General features: G+C 40.5%; 27 protein-coding genes, 1 tRNA gene and 1 pseudogene. 11 read left to right on the forward strand and 18 right to left on the reverse strand.

Translation table 11 applies throughout. The features are described 5' to 3' along the window. Positions 1 to 92 precede the first annotated feature (92 nt). Positions 93 to 698: an HD domain-containing protein gene (locus tag Xmir_RS06060; protein ID WP_099113500.1), complete on the reverse strand. Its 606-nt coding sequence runs from the start codon at positions 696 to 698 to the stop codon at positions 93 to 95. Positions 699 to 714: 16 nt separating this feature from the next. After that, positions 715 to 1716 (reverse strand): tRNA-modifying protein YgfZ, encoded by a 1002-nt coding sequence (gene ygfZ / locus Xmir_RS06065; protein WP_099113501.1) that lies wholly within the window; start codon positions 1714 to 1716, stop codon positions 715 to 717. A 235-nt stretch (positions 1717 to 1951) separates the two neighbouring features. On the opposite strand from ygfZ, the gene sdhE reads away from it, so the two are divergent. Next, positions 1952 to 2218, forward strand: a complete 267-nt coding sequence (gene sdhE, locus Xmir_RS06070) for an FAD assembly factor SdhE (protein ID WP_099113502.1) — start codon at positions 1952 to 1954, stop codon at positions 2216 to 2218. Then, positions 2199 to 2627, forward strand: coding sequence for a protein YgfX (locus tag Xmir_RS06075; RefSeq protein WP_099113503.1), 429 nt, complete (start codon positions 2199 to 2201; stop codon positions 2625 to 2627). Before sdhE ends, Xmir_RS06075 begins: the two co-directional genes overlap by 20 nt. Positions 2628 to 2648: 21 nt before the next feature. Here the strand turns inward: Xmir_RS06075 and fldB are convergent, their stop codons facing one another. Further along, positions 2649 to 3167: a flavodoxin FldB gene (gene fldB, locus Xmir_RS06080; RefSeq protein ID WP_099113504.1), complete on the reverse strand. Its 519-nt coding sequence runs from the start codon at positions 3165 to 3167 to the stop codon at positions 2649 to 2651. Positions 3168 to 3381: 214 nt separating this feature from the next. On the opposite strand from fldB, the gene xerD reads away from it, so the two are divergent. From xerD to Xmir_RS06110, 6 genes are all read left to right on the forward strand, one after another. After that, positions 3382 to 4260 carry a site-specific tyrosine recombinase XerD gene (gene xerD / locus Xmir_RS06085; protein ID WP_244170872.1) on the forward strand — a complete coding sequence of 293 codons (879 nt, stop codon included), beginning with the start codon at positions 3382 to 3384 and terminating at the stop codon, positions 4258 to 4260. Positions 4261 to 4292: 32 nt separating this feature from the next. Continuing rightward, positions 4293 to 4994, forward strand: a complete 702-nt coding sequence (dsbC, locus tag Xmir_RS06090) for a bifunctional protein-disulfide isomerase/oxidoreductase DsbC (RefSeq protein WP_099113506.1) — start codon at positions 4293 to 4295, stop codon at positions 4992 to 4994. A gap of 6 nt (positions 4995 to 5000) precedes the next feature. Further along, positions 5001 to 6734, forward strand: coding sequence for a single-stranded-DNA-specific exonuclease RecJ (recJ, locus tag Xmir_RS06095; RefSeq protein ID WP_099113507.1), 1734 nt, complete (start codon positions 5001 to 5003; stop codon positions 6732 to 6734). 135 nt (positions 6735 to 6869) lie between these two features. Continuing rightward, positions 6870 to 7968, forward strand: a protein-coding gene (prfB, locus tag Xmir_RS06100; protein ID WP_099113508.1) for a peptide chain release factor 2 whose coding sequence is annotated in 2 segments (ribosomal slippage) — positions 6870 to 6944 and positions 6946 to 7968 — 1098 coding nt in all. Because the reading frame shifts where the segments join, the coding sequence is not laid out codon by codon here. 9 nt (positions 7969 to 7977) lie between these two features. Next, a complete protein-coding gene (lysS, locus tag Xmir_RS06105) occupies positions 7978 to 9492 on the forward strand; it encodes a lysine--tRNA ligase (RefSeq protein ID WP_099113509.1) in 1515 nt (504 codons plus the stop codon). Positions 9493 to 9662: 170 nt separating this feature from the next. After that, positions 9663 to 9736: transfer RNA gene (locus tag Xmir_RS06110), tRNA-Gly, on the forward strand. A gap of 319 nt (positions 9737 to 10055) precedes the next feature. On the opposite strand, the gene Xmir_RS06115 is transcribed toward Xmir_RS06110, so the two are convergent. Together Xmir_RS06115 and Xmir_RS06120 are read right to left on the reverse strand one after the other, a co-directional pair. Then, the gene (locus Xmir_RS06115) at positions 10056 to 10442 is read right to left on the reverse strand and encodes a LecA/PA-IL family lectin (protein WP_099113510.1); all 387 of its coding nucleotides are present in this window, start codon (positions 10440 to 10442) and stop codon (positions 10056 to 10058) included. 976 nt (positions 10443 to 11418) lie between these two features. Then, entirely contained in the window at positions 11419 to 11640 is a 222-nt protein-coding gene (locus Xmir_RS06120; RefSeq protein ID WP_244170868.1) for a hypothetical protein, read from the reverse strand. 175 nt (positions 11641 to 11815) lie between these two features. Here Xmir_RS06120 and Xmir_RS06125 point away from each other — a divergent pair, with 175 nt between their 5' ends. Then, positions 11816 to 12580, forward strand: coding sequence for a hypothetical protein (locus tag Xmir_RS06125; protein ID WP_099113511.1), 765 nt, complete (start codon positions 11816 to 11818; stop codon positions 12578 to 12580). Between the two features lie 198 nt (positions 12581 to 12778). On the opposite strand, the pseudogene Xmir_RS06130 reads toward Xmir_RS06125, so the two are convergent. From Xmir_RS06130 to Xmir_RS06140, 3 genes and pseudogenes are all read right to left on the reverse strand, one after another. Continuing rightward, positions 12779 to 13129, reverse strand: a pseudogene (locus tag Xmir_RS06130) (transposase); the annotation flags it as partial. Between the two features lie 230 nt (positions 13130 to 13359). Continuing rightward, positions 13360 to 14550: a multidrug effflux MFS transporter gene (locus Xmir_RS06135; protein ID WP_099113512.1), complete on the reverse strand. Its 1191-nt coding sequence runs from the start codon at positions 14548 to 14550 to the stop codon at positions 13360 to 13362. Between the two features lie 21 nt (positions 14551 to 14571). Beyond that, positions 14572 to 15015, reverse strand: coding sequence for an integrase core domain-containing protein (locus Xmir_RS06140; protein WP_279627203.1), 444 nt, complete (start codon positions 15013 to 15015; stop codon positions 14572 to 14574). Between the two features lie 376 nt (positions 15016 to 15391). Between Xmir_RS06140 and Xmir_RS06145 the strand changes: the two genes are divergently transcribed. Beyond that, positions 15392 to 15727 (forward strand): hypothetical protein, encoded by a 336-nt coding sequence (locus Xmir_RS06145; RefSeq protein ID WP_099113514.1) that lies wholly within the window; start codon positions 15392 to 15394, stop codon positions 15725 to 15727. 51 nt (positions 15728 to 15778) lie between these two features. Here Xmir_RS06145 and Xmir_RS06150 read toward each other — a convergent pair whose 3' ends face one another. After that, the gene (locus Xmir_RS06150; RefSeq protein WP_099113515.1) at positions 15779 to 16999 is read right to left on the reverse strand and encodes a benzoate/H(+) symporter BenE family transporter; all 1221 of its coding nucleotides are present in this window, start codon (positions 16997 to 16999) and stop codon (positions 15779 to 15781) included. A gap of 98 nt (positions 17000 to 17097) precedes the next feature. On the opposite strand from Xmir_RS06150, the gene Xmir_RS06155 reads away from it, so the two are divergent. After that, positions 17098 to 17661, forward strand: coding sequence for a helix-turn-helix domain-containing protein (locus tag Xmir_RS06155; RefSeq protein ID WP_099113516.1), 564 nt, complete (start codon positions 17098 to 17100; stop codon positions 17659 to 17661). Positions 17662 to 17943: 282 nt separating this feature from the next. Here Xmir_RS06155 and Xmir_RS06160 read toward each other — a convergent pair whose 3' ends face one another. From Xmir_RS06160 to Xmir_RS06205, 9 genes are all read right to left on the reverse strand, one after another. After that, complete coding sequence (locus Xmir_RS06160) at positions 17944 to 18975, reverse strand: lectin MOA-related protein (protein WP_099113517.1); 1032 nt, start codon at positions 18973 to 18975, stop codon at positions 17944 to 17946. A gap of 274 nt (positions 18976 to 19249) precedes the next feature. Further along, positions 19250 to 20245 (reverse strand): MBL fold metallo-hydrolase, encoded by a 996-nt coding sequence (locus tag Xmir_RS06165; RefSeq protein ID WP_099113518.1) that lies wholly within the window; start codon positions 20243 to 20245, stop codon positions 19250 to 19252. A gap of 321 nt (positions 20246 to 20566) precedes the next feature. Beyond that, complete coding sequence (locus Xmir_RS06175; RefSeq protein WP_099113520.1) at positions 20567 to 21217, reverse strand: GIN domain-containing protein; 651 nt, start codon at positions 21215 to 21217, stop codon at positions 20567 to 20569. Between the two features lie 142 nt (positions 21218 to 21359). Continuing rightward, positions 21360 to 21821, reverse strand: a complete 462-nt coding sequence (soxR, locus tag Xmir_RS06180) for a redox-sensitive transcriptional activator SoxR (RefSeq protein ID WP_099113521.1) — start codon at positions 21819 to 21821, stop codon at positions 21360 to 21362. A gap of 84 nt (positions 21822 to 21905) precedes the next feature. Then, a complete protein-coding gene (locus Xmir_RS06185) occupies positions 21906 to 22445 on the reverse strand; it encodes a MepB family protein (protein ID WP_208620394.1) in 540 nt (179 codons plus the stop codon). Between the two features lie 160 nt (positions 22446 to 22605). After that, a complete protein-coding gene (locus Xmir_RS06190; protein ID WP_099113522.1) occupies positions 22606 to 23496 on the reverse strand; it encodes a DMT family transporter in 891 nt (296 codons plus the stop codon). Next, positions 23493 to 24371, reverse strand: coding sequence for a DUF6024 family protein (locus Xmir_RS06195; protein ID WP_099113523.1), 879 nt, complete (start codon positions 24369 to 24371; stop codon positions 23493 to 23495). The genes Xmir_RS06190 and Xmir_RS06195 overlap by 4 nt, the downstream gene beginning before the upstream one ends. Next, positions 24371 to 24760 carry an NUDIX hydrolase gene (locus tag Xmir_RS06200; RefSeq protein ID WP_099113524.1) on the reverse strand — a complete coding sequence of 130 codons (390 nt, stop codon included), beginning with the start codon at positions 24758 to 24760 and terminating at the stop codon, positions 24371 to 24373. The genes Xmir_RS06195 and Xmir_RS06200 overlap by 1 nt, the downstream gene beginning before the upstream one ends. A gap of 27 nt (positions 24761 to 24787) precedes the next feature. Continuing rightward, the gene (locus Xmir_RS06205; RefSeq protein WP_244170869.1) at positions 24788 to 25471 is read right to left on the reverse strand and encodes a hypothetical protein; all 684 of its coding nucleotides are present in this window, start codon (positions 25469 to 25471) and stop codon (positions 24788 to 24790) included. Between the last annotated feature and the right edge of the window lie 230 nt (positions 25472 to 25701).

Consider the following 25701-nt stretch of genomic DNA (forward strand, 5'->3'; position numbering starts at 1 on the left):
TTGTACTCTCGTTATCATCAGTCGAAAAAACAAATGATAGAGATACACCAATTAATATCGATGTTGCACTTGTATCATAGTAATTATGGAAATTATTTCAGCCAGCCTTTTTCCTTCGCTGCTTCTAATTGCGGTAGAAGGTATTGCCACAGTTCAGGATAACTTTCGGAAACAAAATGGAGCAGGTTGTAAACCTGTTCAAAACGAATGTCATTTTCGATCCAGCTCTGGCCTTGATTATGCAGGTTCATAAATACCGGCATGACTCTGTCGAGTGTTTTGGCAAAACGCGCTTCAGGGGTGAGGGCATCTTCGTACTCGTGCCACAGTTCCAGAAAATATTCTCCCTGCGCTTCCGGCAGTAAACCGAAAATACGGTTAGCTGCTTTAACTTCCTGTTCTTGAATGGCTTCACGGGCAGCCAGATCGAATGCAATCACATCACCGGCATCGATTTCAACAATGTCATGAATGAGAGCCATTTGCACGACGCGACTGATATCCACATCGCCGGCATAAGGAGCAAAGCCGAGAACGGCAATAGCGAAGTGCCAGCTATGTTCAGCGGAGTTTTCGTGTCGGGTATTGTTCAGTAATTTCGTTTTGCGATGGACATACTTCAATTTATCCAGTTCCATGATAAACGCGATAACATCAGTAAAAGGGCCGAAATTAACAGGGGGTACAGCTAATGACATATAGAAACCTCAATAATTATTTTTCTTCGTCTAATGAGTAAGGTAATGCTTGGATGGTAAGGACATGACCTTCATCTTCACGGACACGGAAAACACTCTCTGTTTCCATATCGTTGTTCATGACAACTTGCACCCAGACTAAATCGTCAGTCAATTTAACCGCAGCCAGCACTGAACCTGTCCGGCGCCATTTATCACCCAATTGCCATTCCAAATCATCGCCAGCGGCAGGCAAAGAAGAAGCACTACCCGCCAACCAGTACATAGCTCGCTTATTTGCACCGCGGTACTTGGCACGTGCCACCATCTCCTGACCGGTATAACAACCTTTTTTAAAGTTGATACTATTTTTGATTGCCTGAAGATTTGTCGCTTGTGGAATAAGCTGTGCGCTGTTGGCTGCATCAATCACAGGAAATCCCGCTTCAATTTCCAGCGCCAGCCATTGTTGGCTGTCATTCAATTGTGATTGCAACTTCTCGGCAAATGTTTCGGTTAATTGGGCAGCCGTTGTACTGTCTGTAACTAAAAGAAAACGTTCAGTAGGAAGTGATAGATGGAGAAGTGTTGTTGCTTCATGTTGGATAACAGGAGATTCAGCATCGGGCAGAACAGGGAAGAAAGTTGCCAGTGCTTCTCGGCTTCCTGTTCCCGCAACACCTAGCAGGACACTTTCGTCATCTTTGGCAAAAGTCACTTTGGAAAACACAGCATACTTTTTCAATTCAGTTAATTGCGTGTCCAATACTGAACGACGTTCAATATAGGCAAAACCTTCGCCACGTCGAAACAGACGTAGATTACTCCACATTTTTCCTTTGGCATCACAATGTGCAGTTAACACATGTTGGTTTTTATCCAAGGAAGCCATATCTGCTGTCACTTGGCCTTGCAGATATTTCTCCGCGTCAGTGCCAATGGCTGTCACCATTCCCCAATCATCAAGGGAAATTAAAGTCAGTGGGAGTGTTGCCGAAGGGAGGGGAGATTGTGCAGAAAACGGAATTTGGTAAGCCATAACAACTCCTGCCAGTAAGCTATCTGAGAAATAACACTAATGGTAAAAGAGAAGTGGCTTCATGCAAAGGGGTTATTCCCGTTATTTACCTTTCAAACATTCGTTGTTGGGTTGTTGCGATACGCTTCTCAAGTTGTCGATATATCCAGACATTCAGCCGTAGCAGATGATGAAAAACAGGTTAGAATCGTTGATAATCCCGCTTGATAAAAAATGATAAAGAGGCTTTTTAAACATGGATATTGGTAATAAAGCGCGTATTCACTGGGCATGTCGTCGTGGAATGCGTGAATTGGATATTTCTATCATGCCGTTTTTTGAGTATGAATATGATTCATTGAATGATGACGACAAACGGATTTTCGTTCGCTTGCTGGAGTGTCCGGACCCTGATCTTTTCAACTGGCTTATGAAGCATGGGCGTCCTGAAGATGACGAGCTTTTCCATATGGTGCAATTGATCCAGAGCAGAAACCAAGCCCGTGGTCCTGTGGAACAATAAAGTAAGCCTCTCCCGCCAGACTTACCTGTTTTCTATCGGTGCACATGGCGGCATCGCTGTGGCGGCCTTATTGGCGCCGTGGCCGGCAAACGGTATTTTTTTCTGGCTCCCATTGCTTGCGATTATCATGATTAGTTGGATATGGAGCCAGAAAAATATTCGCCAGTGTCAGGGGCGACTGATGCTGTTTAAGGGCAATAAAGTGCACTGGCAAAAAGCAGCGTGGAGTATCGCTCAACCACCGTGGTTTAGCCGCTATGGAATGGTCGTTATACTCCATGCTTTTGTGCAGGCAGAAAATGTACGCCATCAACCACCGGTCAGATTGTGGGTGGCATCAGATAGTCTGTCACCAGAAGCATGGCGCCATCTAAACCAGCTTATGCGCCAATATTCTGTTAAAAAATAGCTAAAAAGATCGTTGGGATCGTTAGAATAGTGCTTCCATTTCAGCCAATATCTGCATACACCATTCACTTAAACGTTCATCGGTTTGTTCGAACTGGTTTACATCATCCAGAGCTAGCCCGACAAACTGCTTACCATCGTCAGATAGCGGTTTTGGACTGGTAAACTCATAACCTTCTGTTGGCCAGAAACCAATAAACTGTACACCTGTTGGTCGCAGGTAATGATACAGCATGCCTAACGCATCCAAAAACCATTCACCGTAATCGATCTGATCTCCCATGCCATACATGGCAACGATTTTTCCTGCCAGATTCAATGACGGAAGCTGGTCCCAAATAGCCAGCCAATCTTCTTGCAGTTCTCCGAAATCCCAGGTTGGGATACCGAGGATCAAGACAGAATACTCTTCCATCAATTGCGGATCGCAATCCTTGACATTATGCAGATCAATGAGATCTTCACCGAGTATATCGCGTATTTTTTCTGCTACCATTTCTGTATAGCATGTACTGGAGCCGTAAAAGAGACCAATTTTCATCATTATTTATCAGGAAATGTCGAATATCAGGGGTGGCATTGTAACAGAATAATCGCTTTTTCAGGCATAATAGCCGATTGGAAGGCGCATATAGAAAGGAGGGCTTGTGCCAAGAAAACACAACCTATCAGAAAGCCATTTATCAGAAAAAAGTTCATCAGAAAACAATTCTCAGAAACAACATCCAACGGAACCGCATCCAGCGGCTAATCCCCTGATAGAACAATTTCTCGATACCATCTGGTTGGAAAAAGATTTGGCTGAGAATACGCTGGTTTCTTATCGGCTTGATTTACAAGCTCTGAACAATTGGCTGGTGCATTATGACCATAATTTACTTTCTGTACAGTCTATAGAGCTACAATCATTTTTGGCTGAACGGGTAGATGGCGGTTATAAAGCGAGTAGTTCAGCCCGCTTGCTAAGTGCAATGCGACGGTTGTTTCAGTATCTTTATCGTGAAAGAATGCGGGAAGATGATCCAACTGCGTTATTATCTGCGCCTAAATTGCCTAAACGTCTGCCCAAAGATTTAAGCGAAAAACAAGTTGAGAATTTGCTCAACGCGCCCGTGACTGACCAGCCGATTGAACTGCGGGATAAAGCTATGCTTGAAGTGCTTTATGCGTGTGGATTACGAGTCTCGGAATTGGTTGGTCTGACGCTATCGGATGTGAGTTTACGTCAAGGTGTGGTCAGGATAATCGGTAAGGGAAATAAGGAAAGATTAGTCCCTTTAGGGGAAGAAGCAGTTTACTGGCTGGAAAATTATCTTGAGCATGGGCGTCCTTGGTTATTGAATGGTGCGGTATCTGATGTATTTTTCCCCAGTAAGCGGGGAACGAAGATGACACGCCAAACTTTTTGGCATCGGATCAAACACTATGCCGTATTGGCCGAAATTGATGCCGAACGCTTGTCACCCCATGTTTTGCGCCATGCTTTTGCAACACACTTACTTAATCATGGCGCTGACTTACGCGTTGTGCAGATGTTACTGGGCCATAGTGATCTCTCTACAACTCAGATTTACACTCATGTAGCAACCGAACGCCTTAAGGTGCTACATCAACAACATCATCCTCGCGGATAACTGCGGAGAAAGATGCCAATAAGGAACAAACAATGAAGAAAATTGCGTTTTGCCTTTCTTTAATACTGACTGCTTTTGCCAGCAATGCGTTCGCTGATGAAAGTCCTATCAATAAGTCACTGTCTAAAATGGGAATCAAGGCAGAAAAGATTACCCCATCACAGCTTTCTGGCGTGAGTGCAGTTTTAACTGATCACGGCATTATTTATATGTCTAATGATGGTAAATATTTGTTACAGGGACCACTGTATGAAATTAGTGGCAAAACACCCAAGAATGTCAGTAATCAAGTTTTGGTTAAAAAACTGGATGCTTTGAAAAATCAAATGATTATTTACAAAGCACCGAAAGAAAAACACGTTGTTACTGTCTTTACTGACATCACTTGTGGTTATTGTCGTAAGCTGCATGAAAGCATGCAGGAGTATAACGATCTGGGGATTACTGTTCGTTATCTGGCATTTCCTCGTCATGGCCTGCAACATGAATCAGCCAAAGAGATGCAGTCTATTTGGTGCAGCGCGACACCGAACAAATCTCTCAATGCGGTTTTCAAAGGTGATAAGGTTTCTCCAATTAAAGAATGCAAAACTGATGTCGCAAAACAATATCAGCTAGGCTTGCAATTTGGCGTTCAGGGTACACCAGCGATTATCCTTGAAGATGGTAGTGTGATTGGGGGTTATTTGTCGCCGAAAGATTTATTAGCTATGTTGGATCAGCGTGGTGAATAACTGATAATGTCTCAAGAAACACAACTCCGCCGCCGACCGGAGGCGGATTTCAGCCATCTTCCCAACAATATTCATCCGTTATTGCGCCGCTTATATGCCATGCGTGGTATACGTCAGGCGGATGAACTGGAGCGCGGAGCAAAGGGATTGCTTAATTACCAATCCCTTAACGGCATTGAACAGGCAGTTGCTTTGCTTATCACCGCATTGCGTGAACATTGGCGTATTGTGATCGTCGGAGATTTCGATGCAGATGGGGCAACCAGCACCGCATTGTGCATTCGTGCGTTGCGTGCAATGGGATATCGTAGTCTTGATTATCTTGTCCCCAACCGTTTTGAAGATGGTTATGGCCTGAGCGTTCAGGTTGTTGATGAAGTCGTCAAAAAAGGCGCAGAGCTGATTATCACAGTGGATAATGGGATCTCATCCCATGATGGTGTCGCTGTGGCACATCAACACGGTATTAAAGTTATTGTCACCGATCACCATTTGCCGGGTGAAATATTGCCCGCCGCAGATGCCATTATCAATCCCAATTTGGCTGATTGTGCCTTTCCTTCCAAAGCACTGGCGGGTGTTGGCGTTGCATTTTATCTGATGTCCGCACTCAGGGCGGAATTACGCCAATTGTCATGGTTTGAGCAGCAAGGCATACCATTACCTAATCTGGCGGAATTACTGGATTTAGTGGCATTAGGCACAGTAGCAGATGTGGTTCCCCTTGATACCAATAATCGTATTTTAGTATATCAAGGACTAAATCGCATTCGGGCAGGGCGATGCTGTGCGGGAATACGGGCACTGCTTGAAGTTTCCAAACGAGAATCCACAAAACTGGCTGCCAGTGATTTGGGTTTTGCATTAGGGCCACGATTAAATGCTGCCGGACGTCTGGATGATATGTCTGTTGGGGTGGCGTTACTGCTGACAGATGACATGATGCAAGCGCGCCAGATTGCTTGTGAGTTGGATGGCTTGAACCAGACTCGTCGGGAAATTGAACAAGGCATGCAGCAAGAAGCCTTGCAGATTTGCGATAAAATCGAACGTACCCATACCCAATTACCCTATGGTCTGGCGATTTACCATCCTGAATGGCATCAGGGCGTAGTGGGTATTTTGGCCTCGCGTATTAAAGAACGTTTTCACCGTCCGGTTATCGCTTTTGCCCCTGCTGGTGATGGTACGCTAAAAGGATCAGGCCGCTCTGTACATGGCTTACATATGCGTGATGCGCTTGAACGCCTTGATACCCTGCATCCGGGATTGATGTTGAAATTTGGTGGTCATGCGATGGCAGCGGGATTGTCGATTGAACAAGACAAATTTGACCTATTTCAGCGCCATTTTTCTGCATTAGTGGCAGATTGGCTGGATATCGCCCAACTTGAAGGTGTGGTCTGGAGTGATGGGGAACTGGCATTGGATGAGTTGACGCTGGAGGTTGCAGAAATCCTGCGTGATGGTGGCCCGTGGGGACAGGCATTTGCAGAGCCAGTATTTGACGGCAAATTCAAGTTGCTACAACAGCGAATTGTTGGTGAAAACCATCTGAAAGTGATGCTTGAACCATTAAATGGTGGACCAATGCTGGATGGCATCGCATTTAATATCGATGTTAATCGCTGGCCGGATAACAGCGTCAAAACGGCAGAACTGGCTTATAAATTGGATATTAACGAATTTCGTGGTAATCGGGATGTACAGCTTTTGATCCAACATATTTGGCCTTACTGAACTGCTTGAATCTGATGATGTGGTAAATCTCTGGAAATGCTATAAACCCAGTGATAGATCCGTTAGAATACGCGGTTCGAAAATATCCATGCGACCATCATTTATTCATAATACACAACGTATAAGACACGAAATATGTTTGAAATTAATCCGGTAAAAAACCACATTCAGGACCTGTCTGAGCGGACAGCAGTTCTGAGGGGGTATCTTTGACTATGATGCCAAGAAAGAACGCTTAGAAGAAGTTAATGCTGAACTGGAACAGCCTGATGTCTGGAATGAACCGGAACGGGCACAGGCGTTGGGTAAAGAGCGTTCATCACTGGAAAGCATCGTAGAAACCATCGATCAACTTGATCAGGGATTGGAAGATGTAAACGGTCTGCTGGAATTGGCCGTTGAGGCTGATGACGAAGAGACCTTCAATGAAGCAGTCGCTGAATTGGAACAGTTAGAAGAAAAACTGGGCCAGCTTGAATTCCGTCGTATGTTCTCCGGCGAATATGACAACGCAAACTGTTATCTGGATCTTCAGGCAGGTTCTGGCGGTACAGAAGCGCAGGATTGGGCCAGCATGTTGATGCGTATGTACCTGCGTTGGGCTGAATCCAAGGGCTTTAAGACAGAAATCATTGAAGAATCTGATGGTGACGTTGCAGGTTTGAAATCCGCCACTATCAAGATCATGGGTGAATATGCTTACGGCTGGCTGCGTACAGAAACAGGCGTTCATCGCTTGGTACGTAAGAGCCCGTTTGACTCAGGTGGCCGCCGTCACACATCATTCAGTTCTGCCTTCATCTACCCAGAAGTAGATGATGATATTGATATTGAAATCAATCCGGCTGATTTACGTATTGATGTATACCGCGCCTCTGGTGCTGGTGGTCAGCACGTCAACAAAACTGAATCGGCTGTACGTATCACCCACGTACCGACTGGCACCGTCACTCAATGTCAGACAGATCGTTCTCAGCATAAAAACAAAGACCAGGCGATGAAACAGTTGAAAGCGAAACTGTACGAACTGGAAATGCTGAAGAAGAATGCTGATAAACAAGCAATGGAAGAAAACAAATCGGATATTGGTTGGGGCAGTCAGATCCGCTCTTACGTTTTGGATGATTCCCGCATTAAAGACTTGCGCACCGGTGTAGAAACCCGTAATACGCAATCTGTGCTGGATGGAGATTTGGACAAATTCATTGAAGCAAGCTTAAAAGCTGGCCTATGAGGAACTAAAATGTCACAACAACAGCAGGGAGCTGAACACGCTCCTGACTTAAATAATGAACTGAAAACACGCCGTGAGAAACTGGCTGTACTGCGCAGCAACGGCATTGCTTTCCCAAATGATTTTCGTCGCGAAAACATTTCCGAAGATCTGCACGCAAAATACGATGATAAGACGAAGGAAGAGTTGGAAGAGCTGGATATCGAAGTGACCGTTGCTGGTCGCATGATGACTCGTCGTATCATGGGTAAGGCATCTTTTGCAACCTTGCAGGACAAGGGCGGCCGCATTCAGATCTACGTTTCCCGTGATGACTTGCCGGAAGGTATTTACAATACTCAGTTCAAAAAATGGGATTTAGGTGACATTTTAGGTGCACGCGGTAAGTTGTTCAAAACTCAAACGGGTGAACTTTCCATTCACTGTACCGAACTGCGTCTGCTGACTAAAGCATTACGTCCACTGCCGGATAAATTCCACGGTTTGGCGGATCAGGAAACCCGTTATCGCCAGCGTTATTTGGATCTGATCTCGAACGATGAATCACGTAAGGCATTCCAGATTCGTTCTCGCGTGATGTCTGCATTACGTAACTTCATGACCCAGAAAGACTTCATGGAAGTTGAAACGCCAATGATGCAGGCGATTCCGGGGGGGGCAAGTGCGCGTCCATTCATTACGCACCACAATGCGCTGGATATCGACATGTACCTGCGTATTGCGCCAGAATTGTATCTGAAGCGTCTGGTTGTCGGTGGTTTTGAACGCGTTTTCGAAATCAACCGTAACTTCCGTAACGAAGGCGTTTCTCCGCGTCACAACCCTGAGTTCACCATGATGGAACTCTACATGGCTTACGCGGATTACCAAGATCTGATTGTACTGACCGAAGAACTGTTCCGTACTCTGACTCAAGAAGTGTTGGGTACAACGCTGGTGCAATATGGTGAACAAGAGTTCGATTTCGGCAAACCTTTCGTCAAAATGACCATGAAAGAAGCGATCTGCAAATATCGTCCAGAAACCAATATGGCGGACTTGGATGATATGGATAAAGCCGTTGCTATCGCGAAATCCTTGGGCATTGACATTGAAAAAGGTTGGGGCTTGGGTCGTGTTCAGTGTGAAATCTTTGAAGAAACCGCAGAAAGTCACTTGATTCAGCCGACTTTCATTACAGAATATCCGGCAGAAGTTTCTCCGTTGGCACGTCGTAACGATGAAAACCCATTCATTACTGACCGTTTTGAGTTCTTCATCGGTGGTCGTGAAATCGGTAACGGCTTCTCGGAGCTGAATGACGCGGAAGATCAGGCAGAGCGTTTCGCAGAGCAAGTTCGCCAGAAAGACGAAGGTGATGACGAAGCGATGTTCTATGATGAAGACTACATCACTGCACTGGAACATGGCTTGCCACCAACAGCGGGTTTGGGGATCGGTATCGACCGTATGGTGATGTTGTTCACTAACAGCCATACTATCCGTGATGTCATCCTGTTCCCGGCAATGCGTCCGAATAAATAATCATTTTTTGATTAAAATCCGCCAAACACCCTGCCAGATTAACTGACAGGGTGTTTTTTATACATATAAGAAAGGATGAAGCAACCGGCTGAAATATAGATAAATATTATCGATAATCACTTGCTGAGAGCAGGTAACAGGTATATATTTGTCAACGCTACTTCATTGATGCGAGTGTAGTTCAATGGTAGAACGAGAGCTTCCCAAGCTCTATACGAGGGTTCGATTCCCTTCACTCGCTCCAAATAAACATCTTCCACAGTCAATAAAAGTCTACCAATCCCTGTAAAATAAAAGAAAAACCCAAAATTACGCTCTATTATTGTCTACTGATATCTATTGCAATATACCCCAATCAGGGGGTATGTATGGGGGTGTATTTTTGCACCCCTAAAAAAGTACCCCCACAGTTGCGAGGATGCTAGACATATGAAACTAACAGCCCGGCAGATTCGGTGTGGAATGTGAGGCAGGGGGAGGTGGGTGATGGTGGGTTGGGTGAACAGACGGAATAAAGCCGAGAAATAATTAACCCGCAGGAAGTTGCGGGTTAAATAATTTCGCTATCTATTTATTTCTTCAAGGGAACTTAAAGTCGCGGAAGACTCCACTATGATATCAACTGAAAATTCACCTGAATTATCACCGTATGTGCCCGGAGAGTCATCAAATAAAAGTATCAACTCGCCATCTATAGGGACTCTTCTGCGTAGTACGCCATTTCCTATTTTGTAGGTTTTGTTGGCAATTTTAGCAATTAAAGATAGGCTGGGTTTTGCAGGTTGGTAAACTGGCATGGTACCTTCAGGTGCTGCCCAGTTAGTATCACCGTTGCCGTATTTTACCCAGCCTTTGGCGACAACAGATATCACATCTCCTGCTTTAAGCAAAAGCCCTGTAGGTTGACCTTGTTCAAGGTTAGCAGAAATAGTTCCAGACCAATCATACATAGCATTACCTCCAATCATTATATTAAAGTGACTTTAACAGAGTTTATGTGGCAGGTAGGGGCGTATCCCATTAGCAAATATTAATAAAATCAATTCATCAATATTAGGGAGGATTCTTGGATTAAGATGACACAGAATAGCGGATTGGACACTAATAAAATCTATTTCCTCTATAGTTGATGATGGTTGTTATGATAAAGCGGGGTTTCCCGTCTTATAACCCCTTGATTCCCTTAATCTCTGGCACAGTGACAGAATTGCGTAAAATCAATCAGTTAGCTAAAGAAGAAATTATCCTATTTTAACTCTTTGATTTAATTGAATTCCCGTCCTGAGCGGTAATTAAGTAAAAGCAATCGGTTATGTAAAGGTGAGATTTATCACTTTTAGCTCTCAGTCTTCTTCTTGATGCAGGACTCTTTGAAATTAAGGAGTCACCAGTTTCGGAGGCTCCTCTTTTTTACTGAACATGACAACTACGAGACTTATTTGGGAAATTCCAAAAAAGGCCGTCTGCGAGCCGAGAACTATTGTTAAATGGGATTTGAAAGCCTATTAAGGTGGTAACACATTAATAGGTGTGCACAGTTAACACCTTGAAATACAGTGAATTTATTGCGTTTATCCAGCACATAAATCAACTATTGGGATTTCCGCAATGATTATGCCAAAGTGACAGCCTCGGATAAATCAATGAGTTATAAACGACATGGAAGGCTTGAGTTGAAGCTGTCATGATGGTTGAAATTCTAACCATCTTTTGACTGCTCAGCTGAATTTCCCGATTTTAAATTGGATAAATTTTCGTCCTATAAACCCGCTAAAAGTTGCAGGTTAATATCCATCCAATATTGTAATGGCTCAAATCTGCGGCAATCAGGGTGGAAATCACCCTAGTTGGATAACTCGTTGATAACCTCGGAATCCGCCACTGGAGGGCGGGTTTTCCACCTTTAGATTAGTGATTCGCCAACCATCACATATTAGGCCACTGACTGCTGGCTTTAAACAGCATACCAATACCGGCGGTAGGGTAAGTACTGCCGGGACCCTCGGTCTCGAGAACAACTTTAATGATGGGCGTTGTATTGGCGCGGATGACTATCGGTAGTGTAAACAATGTACCAGAAATACATTGCGGGCCTCTGTCAGAGGGTTCCATTCTAAAGCCTTGTCTGGTTACCGGGACATTATCCACATAGACCAAAACCTCCGCCCGCCCGATCCCACCTTACCGAAAGTTACCTGTTGTTGATTTTGGTTATCTTTCGATATCTGTCCCAAATATGTCCCACCTTTTTAACCTGTTGAGGTTTCATATTGCCTTTTGTTATCCTTGGATTATTATAAATTGGGCTAATGTGAGGTATTAAATGAAAAAGTTGATTATTTTGTTAGCAGGGACTGCTTTACTGTCTGGGTGTTCTATTGTGGCCGATATAATGAAACTTAAAGAAGAAAAACGAAGTGCCACCACCATTTCTCAGAAGTTCAATTTTTTGATACATGTGTCAGAAGAAATAAATCATAAACCTAATGGCGTAAGAAACCCAGAGCCTTTTAAAAGCATTAGAAATCAATACATAAAAGAAGTTTCTTTAACCAAAGAATCCGATGACTTCAAAGAAGAACTCGTCAAAAACTGCTTTTGGAACGATGACACTTTTGGTGAAGCGTCTAAATGTACATATGAATTTTATAGAAATAAAATAAATATAGAACAAGCCGCTAGCAAAGCCACTAGAGAGGTAAAGAATCGAGCGACTAGACTACACCAAATCAGAATGGAAGATGCCCATAATATAGCCAAAACCGTCATCGAAGAAGGTGGTGCAGAATTCACAGAAGTAAATATAGGTAGATTCTGTCGTGCATCATCCAGAGTGGTTGCAACTGCTTATGCAAGCGTTGTAAATACTTATCATATTTATGATCTCGAAGCCGATAAAATTATGCTTCTTGGTCTTACAGATAAAGCTTTTGTACGCCTTAAGAAAAAAGTGACCTCAGATAAGCGAGGTATTGCTATGGTGCGCAACAATTATCGAGATCAAGAAATAGTTTATGAGGCATACGATGTGCTTTGTCACGCAAACCCCAAAGCATATATTCTTAACTATAAGAAGATATTTCGTTGATTATACAAGCCCTCACCTGAACTGCAACCTAATAACTGTAACATTAACTTGCTGATTTTTATAATGACGCAAATCTGCGTCATCTCAAAGTGGGATATTCCATCTTGGGTGTCACCATTTCGATGATACCTTTAGCGCTTACAAGGTTACTTAATGTAATTGAGTGACTAGGAGTTGTTGACGTTTTATGTTCATCATTTATTCCACCCACATTGGCAGCCAGACAATGATAAACGCCAGTGCTAACATACTGACGTAATTTCGTTCTAATTTATCGTATCTTGTTGCTATTGCACGAAAATGTTTAATTCTGGCAAACGCATTTTCCACTAAATGACGATAACGGTATAAACAGTTATCAATCTTCTTATCCAATTTTCGACTGTTTTTCCGGTAGGGAATGATCGGTGTCGCGCCTTATTGTTTGACGACTTCCCTGAATGTTTCGCTATCGTAACCCTTATCTGCAATCACAAAATCTGAGGCTGGAGATTGTGTGACGAGACTTTCAGCATGGACGATGTCATGCGTTTGACCGCCTGACAACTTCCCTAAAGATGTTGATAACATGGTTCTTGGCATGATGGGCTGGGGTAACAGTTTTTTCGCGAAGACAATGATACCAGCTCATCATGCTGTTCAAATTCCCCTCACAAAACGTCAACACTCCCTAGGTAATTGTCGTACCGCTACTTTCAGCTCTTTGAGCGTTAATAACAACGTTCTTGTTTCCATTACCATTAGTATAATTGACGATAATCGTTTCAATTTCGGCTGTACTATGAATGTTGGTTTTTTGTTTTGGGCGTCCTGTACTGGGTAAAGGCGATTAAAACAAGGCAAATCAGAGCAAGGACGAAAAGTCCCCACATTAAACCTGTCGCAGTTGTTGTATGCCCGCTGGTGAAAAACCATAATACGATAGCTGCTCCGGCCATTTTGAGTGTCCCTTGTAAAGCACTGCCTGTTCCGGATAGTTCTGGATGCCGATGTAAACTGATCCCCAGTAATAACGGAGAAGAAAGCCCACATCCCAGCCCCACCGTAAAACTATAAATCATGATAAATGCAATGGATAATATCTGTGTAAAATGCACTGAAATGAGGGCTGCTGCTGTAAATAACAATAATAACGGAAGCGAAACCCTAAGAATCTTTTCGGGGGCTGAGTGTGACAACCATTTTTTTGTTAGCAATGAGCCTATAACAATGCCAGCAGAATAAACCATAAATAGATATCCATTCTGTGACGAAGATAAATTAAACTGTGTCTGAAATATAAAAGGACTGGCAGTAAAATAGCCAATGGTAATGGCAAATAAAACAGCAGATACAACACTGTATATAACAAAATTAACGTCAGATAACAGAATTTGAAAACCTGTTATTTTTCCATTGCTTGTTGATTTCATCGGGGAGGTTTCCGGCAGCGTCATTTTTACAAAAAAAGCACCTACCAGCATCATTATGGCGAGGGCGATAAAATTAAATTTCCATGGCAGATATTGTGTGATATATCCACCTATAACAGGAGCAAAAGCAGGTGAAACCTGTGATGCCATCGAAAAAATAGCCAGCGACTTGGATAATTCCGTTTTATCCCGGAAAGTATCACTGAGTATAGCCCTGCTAATAACGGGACATCCACCTGCACCAATACCGGTCAGAAGCCGGAATAGCGACAATGTGTGAAATGATTCGGCCATAGAGGTCAGATAATTACCAACAGCGGAAAATAATAAGGAAAACAAAATTACAGGTATACGTCCGTGTTTATCAGAAAGTGGGCCATAAAAAAGCTGAGACACGGCAAAGCCAAATAGATAATAAACGACAAGGCTTTGTGCCTGATTATTAGTAATTGCCAGTGCAGATTTTATTGCAGGTAACGCTGGATTATAGAGGTCTATGGAAAATAATCCCAACACCAGGATAACACACGAATTAATAATGATTAATTTTGATTTCATGTCTTTATACTCTTCATAAGATCATAAAAGCGGGAAACCTTTTATGCGTTTGTTGTATTCCTTGTTTGGGGTAGCGTGCTGGTTATCACATTTAATCTCAATCAAAAACGGGCTGTCCTGATACAGGATTTCGGCAATACATTCCTGTAATTCTCTGGGAGAATATACGTACAGGACGTTAATTCCTAATCCTCTGGCCAGTTGTAGGGGGCAAGAAATATCGGACACTGTTTTAGCCTTTTCCCACCGTCGTTCATATTCAACCGGAGAGAGTCCTCCGTTAAAGCGGTGAGGACGATGATAGTTGTAATAAGTTCCCAGATATTGTGTGATGTCTCTCGTCACATCATGGGGATCCGTATACCCATCAAGAGGAACCCATTCACTTTTTAGACTGCGAAACACGCGTTCCATGGGGGAGTTATCATAGCAGTTACCCCCGGCTGGCGACTCGGTAAACCACACTCCTGCATCAAACGGCGGGCTAACCAGCGAGCCACATCAACAATCCGTTGCTGATAGAACCACTTGCTGAATAGCTTCAAGTTTAAATTCAGTGGAATATTACCGTCTGGATGATTTCAGTTTCATACTGATACCTCATTTTCACGTTAATAAAATATTAGCAGGCTTGTGAGGTGTTTGTAATGACTATACCGCTACACCGTCTAGGCGGTCACTGAATTCAATACAGGCTCTTTTATATTAGCATCAGGCCATATCCTCATTTAGCTTTTGCCTCCTCATGTATGTCAGTCATTGACGGAGCAATTTAGTCACTCTGTATTTTCCTTTCATTTACAGGTATACTGCCGCTCCGTTTTTATAGATTGATCTTTAAATGATAAGAAAACTACTATTATTGTCAGTACTTGTTATGGCAGGTTGCTCTACTGGCAGAATACCGACAGATAATCTTTCGTCACTCACCAATAATGAATTGTGTCGTACCCTTGGTGAAAATTATATTAATAGCACAGAATTATTTAAGGTTATGAATGAAGTTTTCGATCGCGTTGGTTCAATAGATATTCAGGAATGCAAAGCCATTGCTAATGAGGTTAAGCTCACTGAAATTTCTCTTAGAAATATGCAATGGCAGAATAATATAAATAGCATGAATACTAAGTTCATGGAAGATGCAATGAAAATAATGAAATCACAGAATGGGTTCTAATATTTATGCGCTCTTTATTGAGCGCGAATATAATTAACTGATTCAATCATATTATGATTTATTGCTGGCTCTTTTGTTTATTTTCCTGTTCCATCGATAGAAGAGGGTGTTTTTTAATATAGCGTGAGCCATGATTCCACCGATCAATCCCCAAAATGCGGAACTGATACCCAATAAATTTGCCCCTGATGCTGTGATCAGAAAGCAGATAATGGCAGCATCTCTTGTATATTGATCCTTGATTGCTTGATGCAAACTATTTGTGAAAGTACCAAGGAGAGCTAATCCAGCTAAAATTCTTATTAATGGAATTGGAAAAGCGTCGAACAAATAGAAAATGGCTCCGCCAAAAATGCCTGCCAGCAGATAGAAAAAACCAGCACTGACTGCGGCAACATATCGTTTACTTGGATCTGGATGGACATCTTTTCCCATACAAATGGCTGCCGTAATAGCGGCAATACAAATACTGAATCCACCAAAAGGTGCCATAATTATTGTCATCAACGATGTCCAAATAAGTAATTTGGATGCACGAGGAGGATATCCCGCCGCCTGTAAGGTGGCGATTCCCGGTGCATTTTGTGATGCCATCGTGACGATAAAAAATGGAATGCCTACGCCAATGAGTGTGGTTGCGCTAAAGTGCGGCATAATAAATTCAGGTATGGAAAATGTGATGTTTCCACTCACCAAATTTAAATCGCCGCTGAGAATACAGATAATCAAGCCAACCGCCAGCGTCGAGATGATGGCGTATAACGGAAAATAGCGGCGGAAAATTAAGTAAACAAGTAGCATGGCACTACAAAGCCAAAAGTTGACTTGTAGCATTTCAAATGCCTCCAAACCAAAGCGGAGTAATATCCCGGCAAGCATTGCCGCCGCTATGGTATGTGGAATGTAGTTCATTAATTTAGCAAATAGTCCGGTGATACCGCATATCAACATTAATGCCGAAGCAAAGATAAAAATACCGATGGCTTCATTAACGGAGGTATCTGGAAAATTTGTCGCCAATAATGCAATTCCTGGTGTTGACCAAGCCGTTAAAATGGGAGTGCGGTAATAGAGTGACAACCCAATTGTCGTGACACCCATTCCTATACCGAGCATAACTAGCCAAGCACCTATTTGTGCTGGTTCGACACCGATTGCCGTCACGGCTTGGAGAATTATCGCAACTGAACTAGCATAGCCAACTAATACCGCAACAAACCCTGTGATGAGTGTTACTGGTGAGAAATCCCTAAAAAATGATAGCTTAGGCATATGACATTACCTATCGGACGTTATAACGGACGATGGTGAGAATATCATCGTCCGTTATAACGTTCAATCATGAATTTATTTCTTTTGAGAAAGCATCAATGAGTGATATCACATCGAAAATTGCTGAAAAATTTAAAATATTAAGAGCTTCCCGAGGGTTAAGCCTCAGTCAGGCGGCGAAATTGACGGGAGTCAGTAAGGCGATGCTTGGGCAAATTGAACGTGGTCAATCAAGCCCGACGATTTCGACACTGTGGAAAATCGCGACAGGCTTTAATATTGCTTTTTCAACTTTTTTAGAAGGGGCGTCTCCCCAATCTCAGCCTGTATTACACCGATTTAATGAATTACCGATCTTTGAACAAAACAACTCAGGCATGCGTGTAACGCCACTTATACCTTTTGATGACGAACTTTTTACTGATTTGCTCAAAATAGAATTAATACCGGGTGCTTCAAGTGAATCTTCTCCGCATGAATTCGGAGTGATAGAGCATGTTATTGTACTTAGTGGGGAGTTAGATCTCCGTCTTAATGACACTTGGCATAAAATCTCAGCGGGTGAATCCATGCGTTTTCATGCTGATTGTTACCATGTTTATGCTAATTCAGGCGATGAAACCGTGGTTATCCATGACCTCATTCACTATCCTCATAATTGACCTATGGTGTTGTATATCGTGTTGGCATATGGATTTGCCACCTAATAACGGTCTACCCAAGGTTTTTACAAAATGCTTGATAGTCGTTTAATATTTTCTTCAATTTCGGTCGGTGTATGGGCTGTATACCTTAAAAGAACACTTTTGACAGCACGGTAGGAAGGGCAAACTACATCAATCTTTGCCATGGAAAATAAAGAGCATGGAAAATCAGGTATTGGCGTAGTAATACACCAATACCTAAAAACAATAAAAACCGAGGTGGAATACGGGACTAATAATTTATATTAAGATATAGTTTGGTTTGTATTTCCAATCCTTAGCATCTGTGATTTCTCCTGTTTGTGGTTCTATAATTTTAACTTTGAGTTCAGGGGTGATATATATGTTAACGGCATGTGCAGTTTTTTTAGTATTCCCCAATATTATCCCAATTGCATATCCATAAATTTCTTTATCTGAATAGGCTTCTTTGCTGGCTTGTGCTTTGTATACAAGGCTAAAATCATCACAATCAAAAACTTGTTTTCTATATGTGTAATTTTCCAGTCCTGACTTTTTGTATATATCTTCCGCTTTTTTGTCTGAAACTAACCTATAGAGTGTATCCATGGTTCGCAGGTTTGCTAAATTGAATTGAATTTTTGGCCAGGTTTTTTCTAGTAAGGTTTTTATGAGTCTTGCTTTAATAAAATGGGGGTGAAGAGTAAATAGACTGTATTTTTTATGGGATGCAGTTAGCCAAGTCCATTGCTTAGATTTATCATGAGTATGACTGAATAAAAACATTTCTGTTCCCTGATTATTCCAAATGAGTCTATATTTCTTCATTCCATCTTCCGTTTTGACATACTCTTTTTTGAGTGCGATTCGTTTATCCTCTGGGGAAGAATTAGGCGCATCCCAGCATATTTTAGTGGTTTCTTCAGATGTATCATAGGCATACATGAAGAACCTTTTTCCTTGGTATGCACCGGTCACTCTCATTGGATTTCCTGGTGTTTTCAGAGTCCTAAGTTCTAATATGATAAAGGCATAAGAATATTTTTCTGAGCCCATATACGCGCGCTTTTTATCATATTCTATATCATCGATACATAGGGTGCGTTTATGATCATCTATAATTAGATATGAAACGTGAGGGTTTATTTTATCTTCGGGAGGTACAGGGACATTCTCCATGATAAAAGAAGAGTCATTTGGGGAGAGCGAAATGGGATCCTCACTATGATTCATATTTTCTGACTCTGGAAACGTAGATTTATCTGAATCGGATATGCTGGGTGTTTTAATTGTTTTGTCTTTATTTTCCATAACATAGTTACCTTATTTTTTATATTGGTTACCTCAAACACAGCCTATCAATTAGTTAAACAAGAGCGATAAATGGAAAACATCATATTTTATGTCATAAAGGGAGTGCTGAGATGGTATTCAATTTTTAGTATAGAAGTAGTTTGAATACTTCGCCAGAGTGGGGAAGTTTTTTTAATGTCTGCTGGGATAGGCATTAAGTCACCCATAGGGTGACTTATTTCAGTAAGAAAATACGAATGAAGATTTAATATACTAACAGTGAATAACGGTGTTAATCATTTATTTTCAGTGGATTAGTATATTCAACTGGTACCCAGGTATACCCTTGTGCATCTTTACGGATATGTCCGATACCAGGAAAAGGTAAATGTGCAGCACCAATTAACCATTTTTCTTTTGCGGCTTTTTTGAAAATAGCTTTACGTGCTTCAACGGCTTTATCATTATTTATATCATATTCTATAGCAACTTCTGGGTGCATAAATTGCACTGAATAGGCGTGAACAATATCCCCCCAAATCAGCATGTTATTTTTACCAGAGTGTAATTTAAATGATGTATGGCCTGGAGTATGGCCAAAAGTTGATATTGCTTCGATACCAGAAATGATGTTATCTCCGTTTTTGAAGGTACGGAATGCGTTTTTAGCAATATAGGGCGCCAGCGCATCTTGGACCATTTTGAGAATAGCGCGCTCTCCTTCAGGGGCCGCAGCCATAGTTTCAGGATTCAACCAGTAATCTTTTTCTTCTTGAGAAACGTAGATAACGGCGTTAGGGAATACCATTTTCCCATCTGCGGAAGCGATACCACAAGAATGATCGGGGTGCAGATGTGTAAGCAATACTGTTTTTACCTCTTCCGGTGAATAGCCTGCGGCACGGATATTGTCCACGGCATTTCCCATCGTAGGGCCAAAACATTTGCTTGAACCCGTATCAATTAATACCAACCCCTCTTTGGTATTGGCGAGGTAGGCATTTACCGCTGTCTGAACGCCATTCTTTCCTTCAACAAGGAACATGCGAGCAAGCAGCGTCTGAATATCTTTTGCTCCAATGTCTTTCAGTAATGCGGAGGGAATATAGAGATATCCATCATAAATAGCGGTAACCATGAAATCCCCAACCATTTGATGATAGTAACCCGGTACCTGATTAATGATTGGGTCAGTTGATTTTGCAAAAGCAGTGGGTATTGCTGAAGTTACGACAGTAGTAAGAGCAAGTGTAATAGCAAGATAGGATGCTTTAAAAATGTTTTTCATTAAATACTCCTGATAAATGAGGATGAAATAATGCTGTCATATTTGTTGGATCTGTTAGCTTTATTTAAAGAGTTGAATAAAGTTTCCAGATACTTTCTTTTACAACGGGTAAAAAACTGCCAAGTTCATCAATGTAATAGATTAAATATCAATGAGTATATAATTATGTTTGTAATTATATTATTTTTTGTGGGTATCCAAATGAAATTATTTCTATTTTTAACTGTACTTTATTTTTCAATCAGCCTATTCTTCAATGATTGATTAGGACGCAAAAAATAGACTGAGTGATGTTGTGAAATATAATTAAAAGCTATTTATTCAGGAGCAGACATCCGTAGAAATTTCGCTGGCGAAATTATCTGTTGTTTTAACTACAGCGTCTTCATCGACAAAGATCTGAGTTCCCATTGTCAGGCTGGCAGTGATTTGGGGGATATGGCAGAGAGAAGCCGATGCTCCCATACTTAAATTCACTTTGGCGGAATTGGCCCTGAATTTCTGAGCGCTTTTATTAAATACAGCCCCCATTCCCAGAGTAAGATCAAGGTAATTGGTTTTACCTGCAACATCAATTTTGCTACCCATTTCACCTGAAACTGCCAGATTTTCACTATCGACGGCACAAGCATCTATTTGCGTTTTTACCCCGGATTTAGTGGATAAATTCTTCAGTGGTTTGTCAGTGTATAGCGTAATTTTAACGCCTGAGGTGAGAAAATTATCTTCTTTAGCCGCTTCGTTAATCAGATTAAGTGTATCGTTATCACGACTGATATTGAGTTTATTGATGGAAGATTGTGTTCCTTTGGCTTTTAATGAAGGCGTTGTCGCACATTTTATTGTTAAAGCAATACCATTTTGCGCGTTAACAGAGGTGAAACTCTGTATCTCAATGGTTTTTTCTGCTGCTATTGCGGGAGGTAATGCAGTTCCTGAAATTAATGCTGCTAAAATTGCTATCTTTTTCATAAAAATACCTCTATAAGTAGGGATAATATTTATCATTTGAACAAAATATTAGAAATAACTTTTAAATATTCCTTAAAAAGAATCCCATATCTTAAGACTAAATTTTTCAGAATTTATCTCTGATTAATAGATATGTGACTTTCTAAAGTTTTTCCAAAATAATTGCCCCAGTTCCTTTTTCTCCCAAAATATCATTCGGATTGCGTAAAGGGCAGTCTGTAAGTGAAAGGCAGCCGCAGCCAATACAGCTACTTAAGTCATTGCGTAGCCGGGTCAATATCTTGATGCGCTTATCCAACATATCCCGCCATTGTGAAGAAATTATCTGCCATTGTTCTGCGGTCAGATTACTGTTGGGAGGGAACTGACATAAAACAGCCTGAATTTCTTTAAGAGGGATCCCGGTACTTTGAGCAGCTTTAATAATCGCAAGATAACGCAGGACAACGGAAGGAAAACGACGCTGATTACCGTGGCTGCGTGAACTTTTGATTAGCCCTTTTGCTTCATAAAAGTGAATCGCTGATATCGCGATTCCACTGCGTTTTGAAACTTCGCCAATGGTCAAGGCGCGATTGAAATCAATGTGCTTATTTTTTACCATCCCTATTGACCTCAAGTTAACTTTAGGTTTTATAGCGCAAAGTTTCATTGAAAATACGCTTGAGAGCAATTTTTATCATTTCATTTAGTTATGACAAAGCGAAAAAATATTCTTAAATTGTTCGATAGCAGCTTTTTGATTATTGAAATTGATAAAGTATAAGGACTGCCATTTTTGTGTCTGGATGGCCTGCTTTGATGCAGGCGATACCCATGTTGGGTAAACACGAATGGCTCTTTTGCCTTCTTTAGAGTGAGTTGAGAAAATTCCTTTTGTGATTAGAAGATTCGAATCAAACAGAAAAATTCCTTTTTGCGTCTCAGAAAACGTGGCGATTAAACAGAAATCAATGTCATCACTTTGTTCAAAAGGCGTTATGTCTGAATTTGGTGTAGGCCGTTTCCAGAGTGTGGCAAATTGGCCTTGTTTATTGGGTGTGATTTTACCTTGGCGAAATACGATCGATTTTCCGTTCAGTTGAAAGCGTATGGCGGCATAATCACGGCTTTCTGTTTCACGATAAGGAGCGCTGCCTAGTTGAAACCCTGAGGGGAGTAAGAGATAGTCTTTAATTTCAGTAAAAACATCGGGGAGGTTATTTTTGTTTGATTTTAATGAGGTCAATTTATATTTCTCCTAACCTTATATAAACAAATCAGTAAAGTCATTGTATTTTAGTGATGTTCTGGCTTTATTCTATATAAAATTCAGTAAATTATGTCCTTGAACCGCGATTTTCTGATAGTAGTGGTAAATTTTTTTCATGAGTCGAATTCATCAATAATTATTCAGATTTGGAAACTTTTAATGCCATAATGGCATGTAAGCTATTCGTAATTAAAGCAATGAGAATAATACTTCCACCGATAAATGTATAAGCACTAGGAATGTCGCCAAAGGTAAGCCATATCCAAATTGGGCCAAGAACTGCTTCTAACAGTAAGAAAAAACCCAGATGAGGGGAGGGTATTAATTTTGAAGATTTAGCTATCAATGTAAGGGCTAAAAATACTATTACAGATCCTTCTATTAAAATTAAAAAAAACTTGAATAATGAAATAGCAAAGTTAATATCAAAATAAAAATATAACAATACAGCGGAAAATATTGCTCCAATAGAAGGGGTTAAAGATAGATCTTTTTTACTAACTCGGCCAACAACGAAAGCAGCAGCCATAGACATTGCTGTCAGTAAGGCAGTAATATCCCCAATTGATACAGAAAGGCTCGTTTGGGAGCCGAACATTACGATAGTTATCCCTACTATAGAAATAACAAATGATAATACCGTTATGCGGCTTACAATCTCTTTAGTGACAATCCATGAAAATATAGCGGCCCAAAGTGGAGCCGTGCTGATTATAAACAACATATTTGAGATGGATGTTGTCATTGCAGAGATCGGAAATAATACTGATGATAAACCGTAGAAAAAAGAAGCAAGGAGAAAATCCTTATTATATATTACCTCTTTTTTAATTTTACTTTTCCCTTTAAAAAAAGAAAATACAATAATTAATATCATTGGCAGTGACATGGAAAAAGAACGCCAAAATGCAATTTGATCTGGGCTAAAATTGATAGCTCGTATAAAAACAGTATCAAAACTTAGAGTGATTCCACCTAAAAGGGCACATAGGTAACCCACTTTGGCTGTATGGCTTACAGTATTCATAATAATCCTTGTATATATTTAATTAATTGTGAGTTGCAATTAATTGGCTCTGAGTTGATATTACCATTTTTATAGCAACTGAATCTATAACTCATTTCCCCTATTTTTTTCATAGTTATAACGGGGTTTTTATTGTAAGGTATATTGTCTAAATTAAAATTAGATTGAAAAACAACAAATGGAGTTTTTGATTTTAATGGAGTGATACATTTAAAACCTATTTCTTCTAATTGATTTATCTCGTTATCCATTAAGCTGAAGTAAGCAACATTAAAAATTTTGGGGTCGTTTTTTAATTTAATTAGTGTATCACTGTACATTCTAATATCAACTGTACCTGATTCGGATATTTTTGCTATTTTTGATATCTCTGGGTAATGATTTTTATTATGAATACAAAGAACACCTAAACCAGCCTGAATAGCCAGATGTTTATGTAATGGAAAAAATAGTATCTTAGAAGACGTGGCAATTTTATGATACCATATAGTACCTATAGATTGAGCCGCATCTAAAACAAAATCAGATTCTTTTAATGAGCAAATTGCTCCTGTTTGTGGGTCGATATGTGTTAATAATGGAATAGAGTGTGAAAAGGGAATTGTTGTAATATTATTAAATGGAGCATAGCAACCCTCTCTAATCGATATAGAGATGGAATTCATATTTAGCCCATAGATTACATTCAGTAAACAATGAGTGCTATTATTCAGTAGGAATATTTCTTCATGTTCGAGCTGTAAATGCTCCCTAAGATTTTTCTTTATTTCTTTCCGAATAATATTGACTTTTTTATAGTAATTATTATTACCCTTATCTTTAGAGGTAAATGCTAAAAGTTTTGAATTTATCGCTGAATCATCTAGGAAGTTCATTATTCTATCAAGCCGATTTTTTTGAGTTTTGGGATAATGGCCTCTTTAAAAATATTTCCTATCTGCATTTTTTCGGCGTCTTTTGATGTGATCCACCTTAAATCAGTAATTTCTGAACAGGGAGAAGGTATTCCTTTTATATCAATTAACCATGAATTAATTTCAATGGGTTCATTTTCAAAAACAGATTTTGAGTAATCGACGCTAAAATGAATAGGGTTGACAAATGTGACACCAATTTCCTCTTGTATTTCACGGGCTAAACATTCAATCTGAGACTCATTACTTTCAATTTTACCACCAGGTGATATATATATGGAGGTTTTATGTTTTCTAACTACAAGTAATTTTTTATTCCTGATAACTATGGCAGCGCATTTTCTTATCATAAAACCTCCATCATATTTAATTTGATTTTAACAACATTCTTCCACTGCCTTGACAACAATACCACCAGTAAGGAATTCAATTATGTCCCTGCATTTACTTTCTTTTCTCTTTAGATAGTCAAGGATGGTTTCGTCAGAAGCGGGTGTGAAGCTATCGGCGAAAATTGAAATTCCTTCCAAAGATTTAGTAGAGATACCTGCTTGCAATAAACGATATTTCACATCGTCTTGTGATTGGGCAAATTCGTATATGGGGCTATTGTATTCAATTCCATATCCTTTCATAAATTCGACAAAATACTCTTTTGCTATTAGCCTTTGCTCAGGAAACTCTTTCTGATAATGAGTGATTCCATCATTAATAATTTTGATTCCATGCCGCATACAGTAGTCAATAATGTGTGCATGAATTGCAATTTTTTCACCAAGAAGAACGAGGTTTTTTTTATCTTTTAGTATATCATCTTCTAAAGTTTCAATGGCTAGAGTTCGAAAAGAGCCACTTATATCTTCAATCTTATGCGAAACGACAAGATCGCCGAATCTGTCTTTTAGCTCTTGTACTCGGTGGTTAAGAATTCCTCTGTGTAGCGAACAACCACTGCTGGCTGTAAATAAATGCACTGGAACGCTTTTTAGCATTAGATGTACTGCGACTAAAGTGCTGTCCCGTCCACCTGTAAACATGACTAATTGAGCTTGCTTATTCATTTTTTATTCCTTGTTTTTTAATTGCTATAATTTCCGGTATAGGGTTTGTGGTAAATCAATTGAGATTATTTTCTAAAATAAACTTTTTGGAAAAGAACTTTTCCTTGATTAATTGTTTCTACTGTTCTGGTTAAGTATGTAAATATTTTTTTGAATTGATTTTGAAGCTTTGATTGTTTTTGATCTGCCTTGTGAGAGAACTTCTATGCAAATAATTATAATGTAATATA

The organism is Xenorhabdus miraniensis, from assembly GCF_002632615.1.

Bases quoted from the DNA above. Each gene is read 5' to 3' on its own strand.
- Xmir_RS06195 (WP_099113523.1), bottom strand. From the start codon at position 24,371: ATGAACTTCCTAGATGATTCAGCGATAAATTCAAAACTTTTAGCATTT.
- recJ (WP_099113507.1), top strand. From the start codon at position 5,001: ATGTCTCAAGAAACACAACTCCGCCGCCGACCGGAGGCGGATTTCAGC.
- Xmir_RS06145 (WP_099113514.1), top strand. From the start codon at position 15,392: ATGATAAGAAAACTACTATTATTGTCAGTACTTGTTATGGCAGGTTGC.
- soxR (WP_099113521.1), bottom strand. From the start codon at position 21,821: ATGGTAAAAAATAAGCACATTGATTTCAATCGCGCCTTGACCATTGGC.
- Xmir_RS06125 (WP_099113511.1), top strand. From the start codon at position 11,816: ATGAAAAAGTTGATTATTTTGTTAGCAGGGACTGCTTTACTGTCTGGG.
- Xmir_RS06155 (WP_099113516.1), top strand. From the start codon at position 17,098: ATGAGTGATATCACATCGAAAATTGCTGAAAAATTTAAAATATTAAGA.
- Xmir_RS06150 (WP_099113515.1), bottom strand. From the start codon at position 16,999: ATGCCTAAGCTATCATTTTTTAGGGATTTCTCACCAGTAACACTCATC.
- Xmir_RS06205 (WP_244170869.1), bottom strand. From the start codon at position 25,471: ATGAATAAGCAAGCTCAATTAGTCATGTTTACAGGTGGACGGGACAGC.
- Xmir_RS06115 (WP_099113510.1), bottom strand. From the start codon at position 10,442: ATGTATGATTGGTCTGGAACTATTTCTGCTAACCTTGAACAAGGTCAA.
- sdhE (WP_099113502.1), top strand. From the start codon at position 1,952: ATGGATATTGGTAATAAAGCGCGTATTCACTGGGCATGTCGTCGTGGA.
- Xmir_RS06160 (WP_099113517.1), bottom strand. From the start codon at position 18,975: ATGGAAAATAAAGACAAAACAATTAAAACACCCAGCATATCCGATTCA.
- Xmir_RS06060 (WP_099113500.1), bottom strand. From the start codon at position 698: ATGTCATTAGCTGTACCCCCTGTTAATTTCGGCCCTTTTACTGATGTT.
- dsbC (WP_099113506.1), top strand. From the start codon at position 4,293: ATGAAGAAAATTGCGTTTTGCCTTTCTTTAATACTGACTGCTTTTGCC.
- lysS (WP_099113509.1), top strand. From the start codon at position 7,978: ATGTCACAACAACAGCAGGGAGCTGAACACGCTCCTGACTTAAATAAT.
- Xmir_RS06200 (WP_099113524.1), bottom strand. From the start codon at position 24,760: ATGATAAGAAAATGCGCTGCCATAGTTATCAGGAATAAAAAATTACTT.
- fldB (WP_099113504.1), bottom strand. From the start codon at position 3,167: ATGAAAATTGGTCTCTTTTACGGCTCCAGTACATGCTATACAGAAATG.
- Xmir_RS06190 (WP_099113522.1), bottom strand. From the start codon at position 23,496: ATGAATACTGTAAGCCATACAGCCAAAGTGGGTTACCTATGTGCCCTT.
- Xmir_RS06175 (WP_099113520.1), bottom strand. From the start codon at position 21,217: ATGAAAAAGATAGCAATTTTAGCAGCATTAATTTCAGGAACTGCATTA.
- Xmir_RS06165 (WP_099113518.1), bottom strand. From the start codon at position 20,245: ATGAAAAACATTTTTAAAGCATCCTATCTTGCTATTACACTTGCTCTT.
- ygfZ (WP_099113501.1), bottom strand. From the start codon at position 1,716: ATGGCTTACCAAATTCCGTTTTCTGCACAATCTCCCCTCCCTTCGGCA.
- Xmir_RS06135 (WP_099113512.1), bottom strand. From the start codon at position 14,550: ATGAAATCAAAATTAATCATTATTAATTCGTGTGTTATCCTGGTGTTG.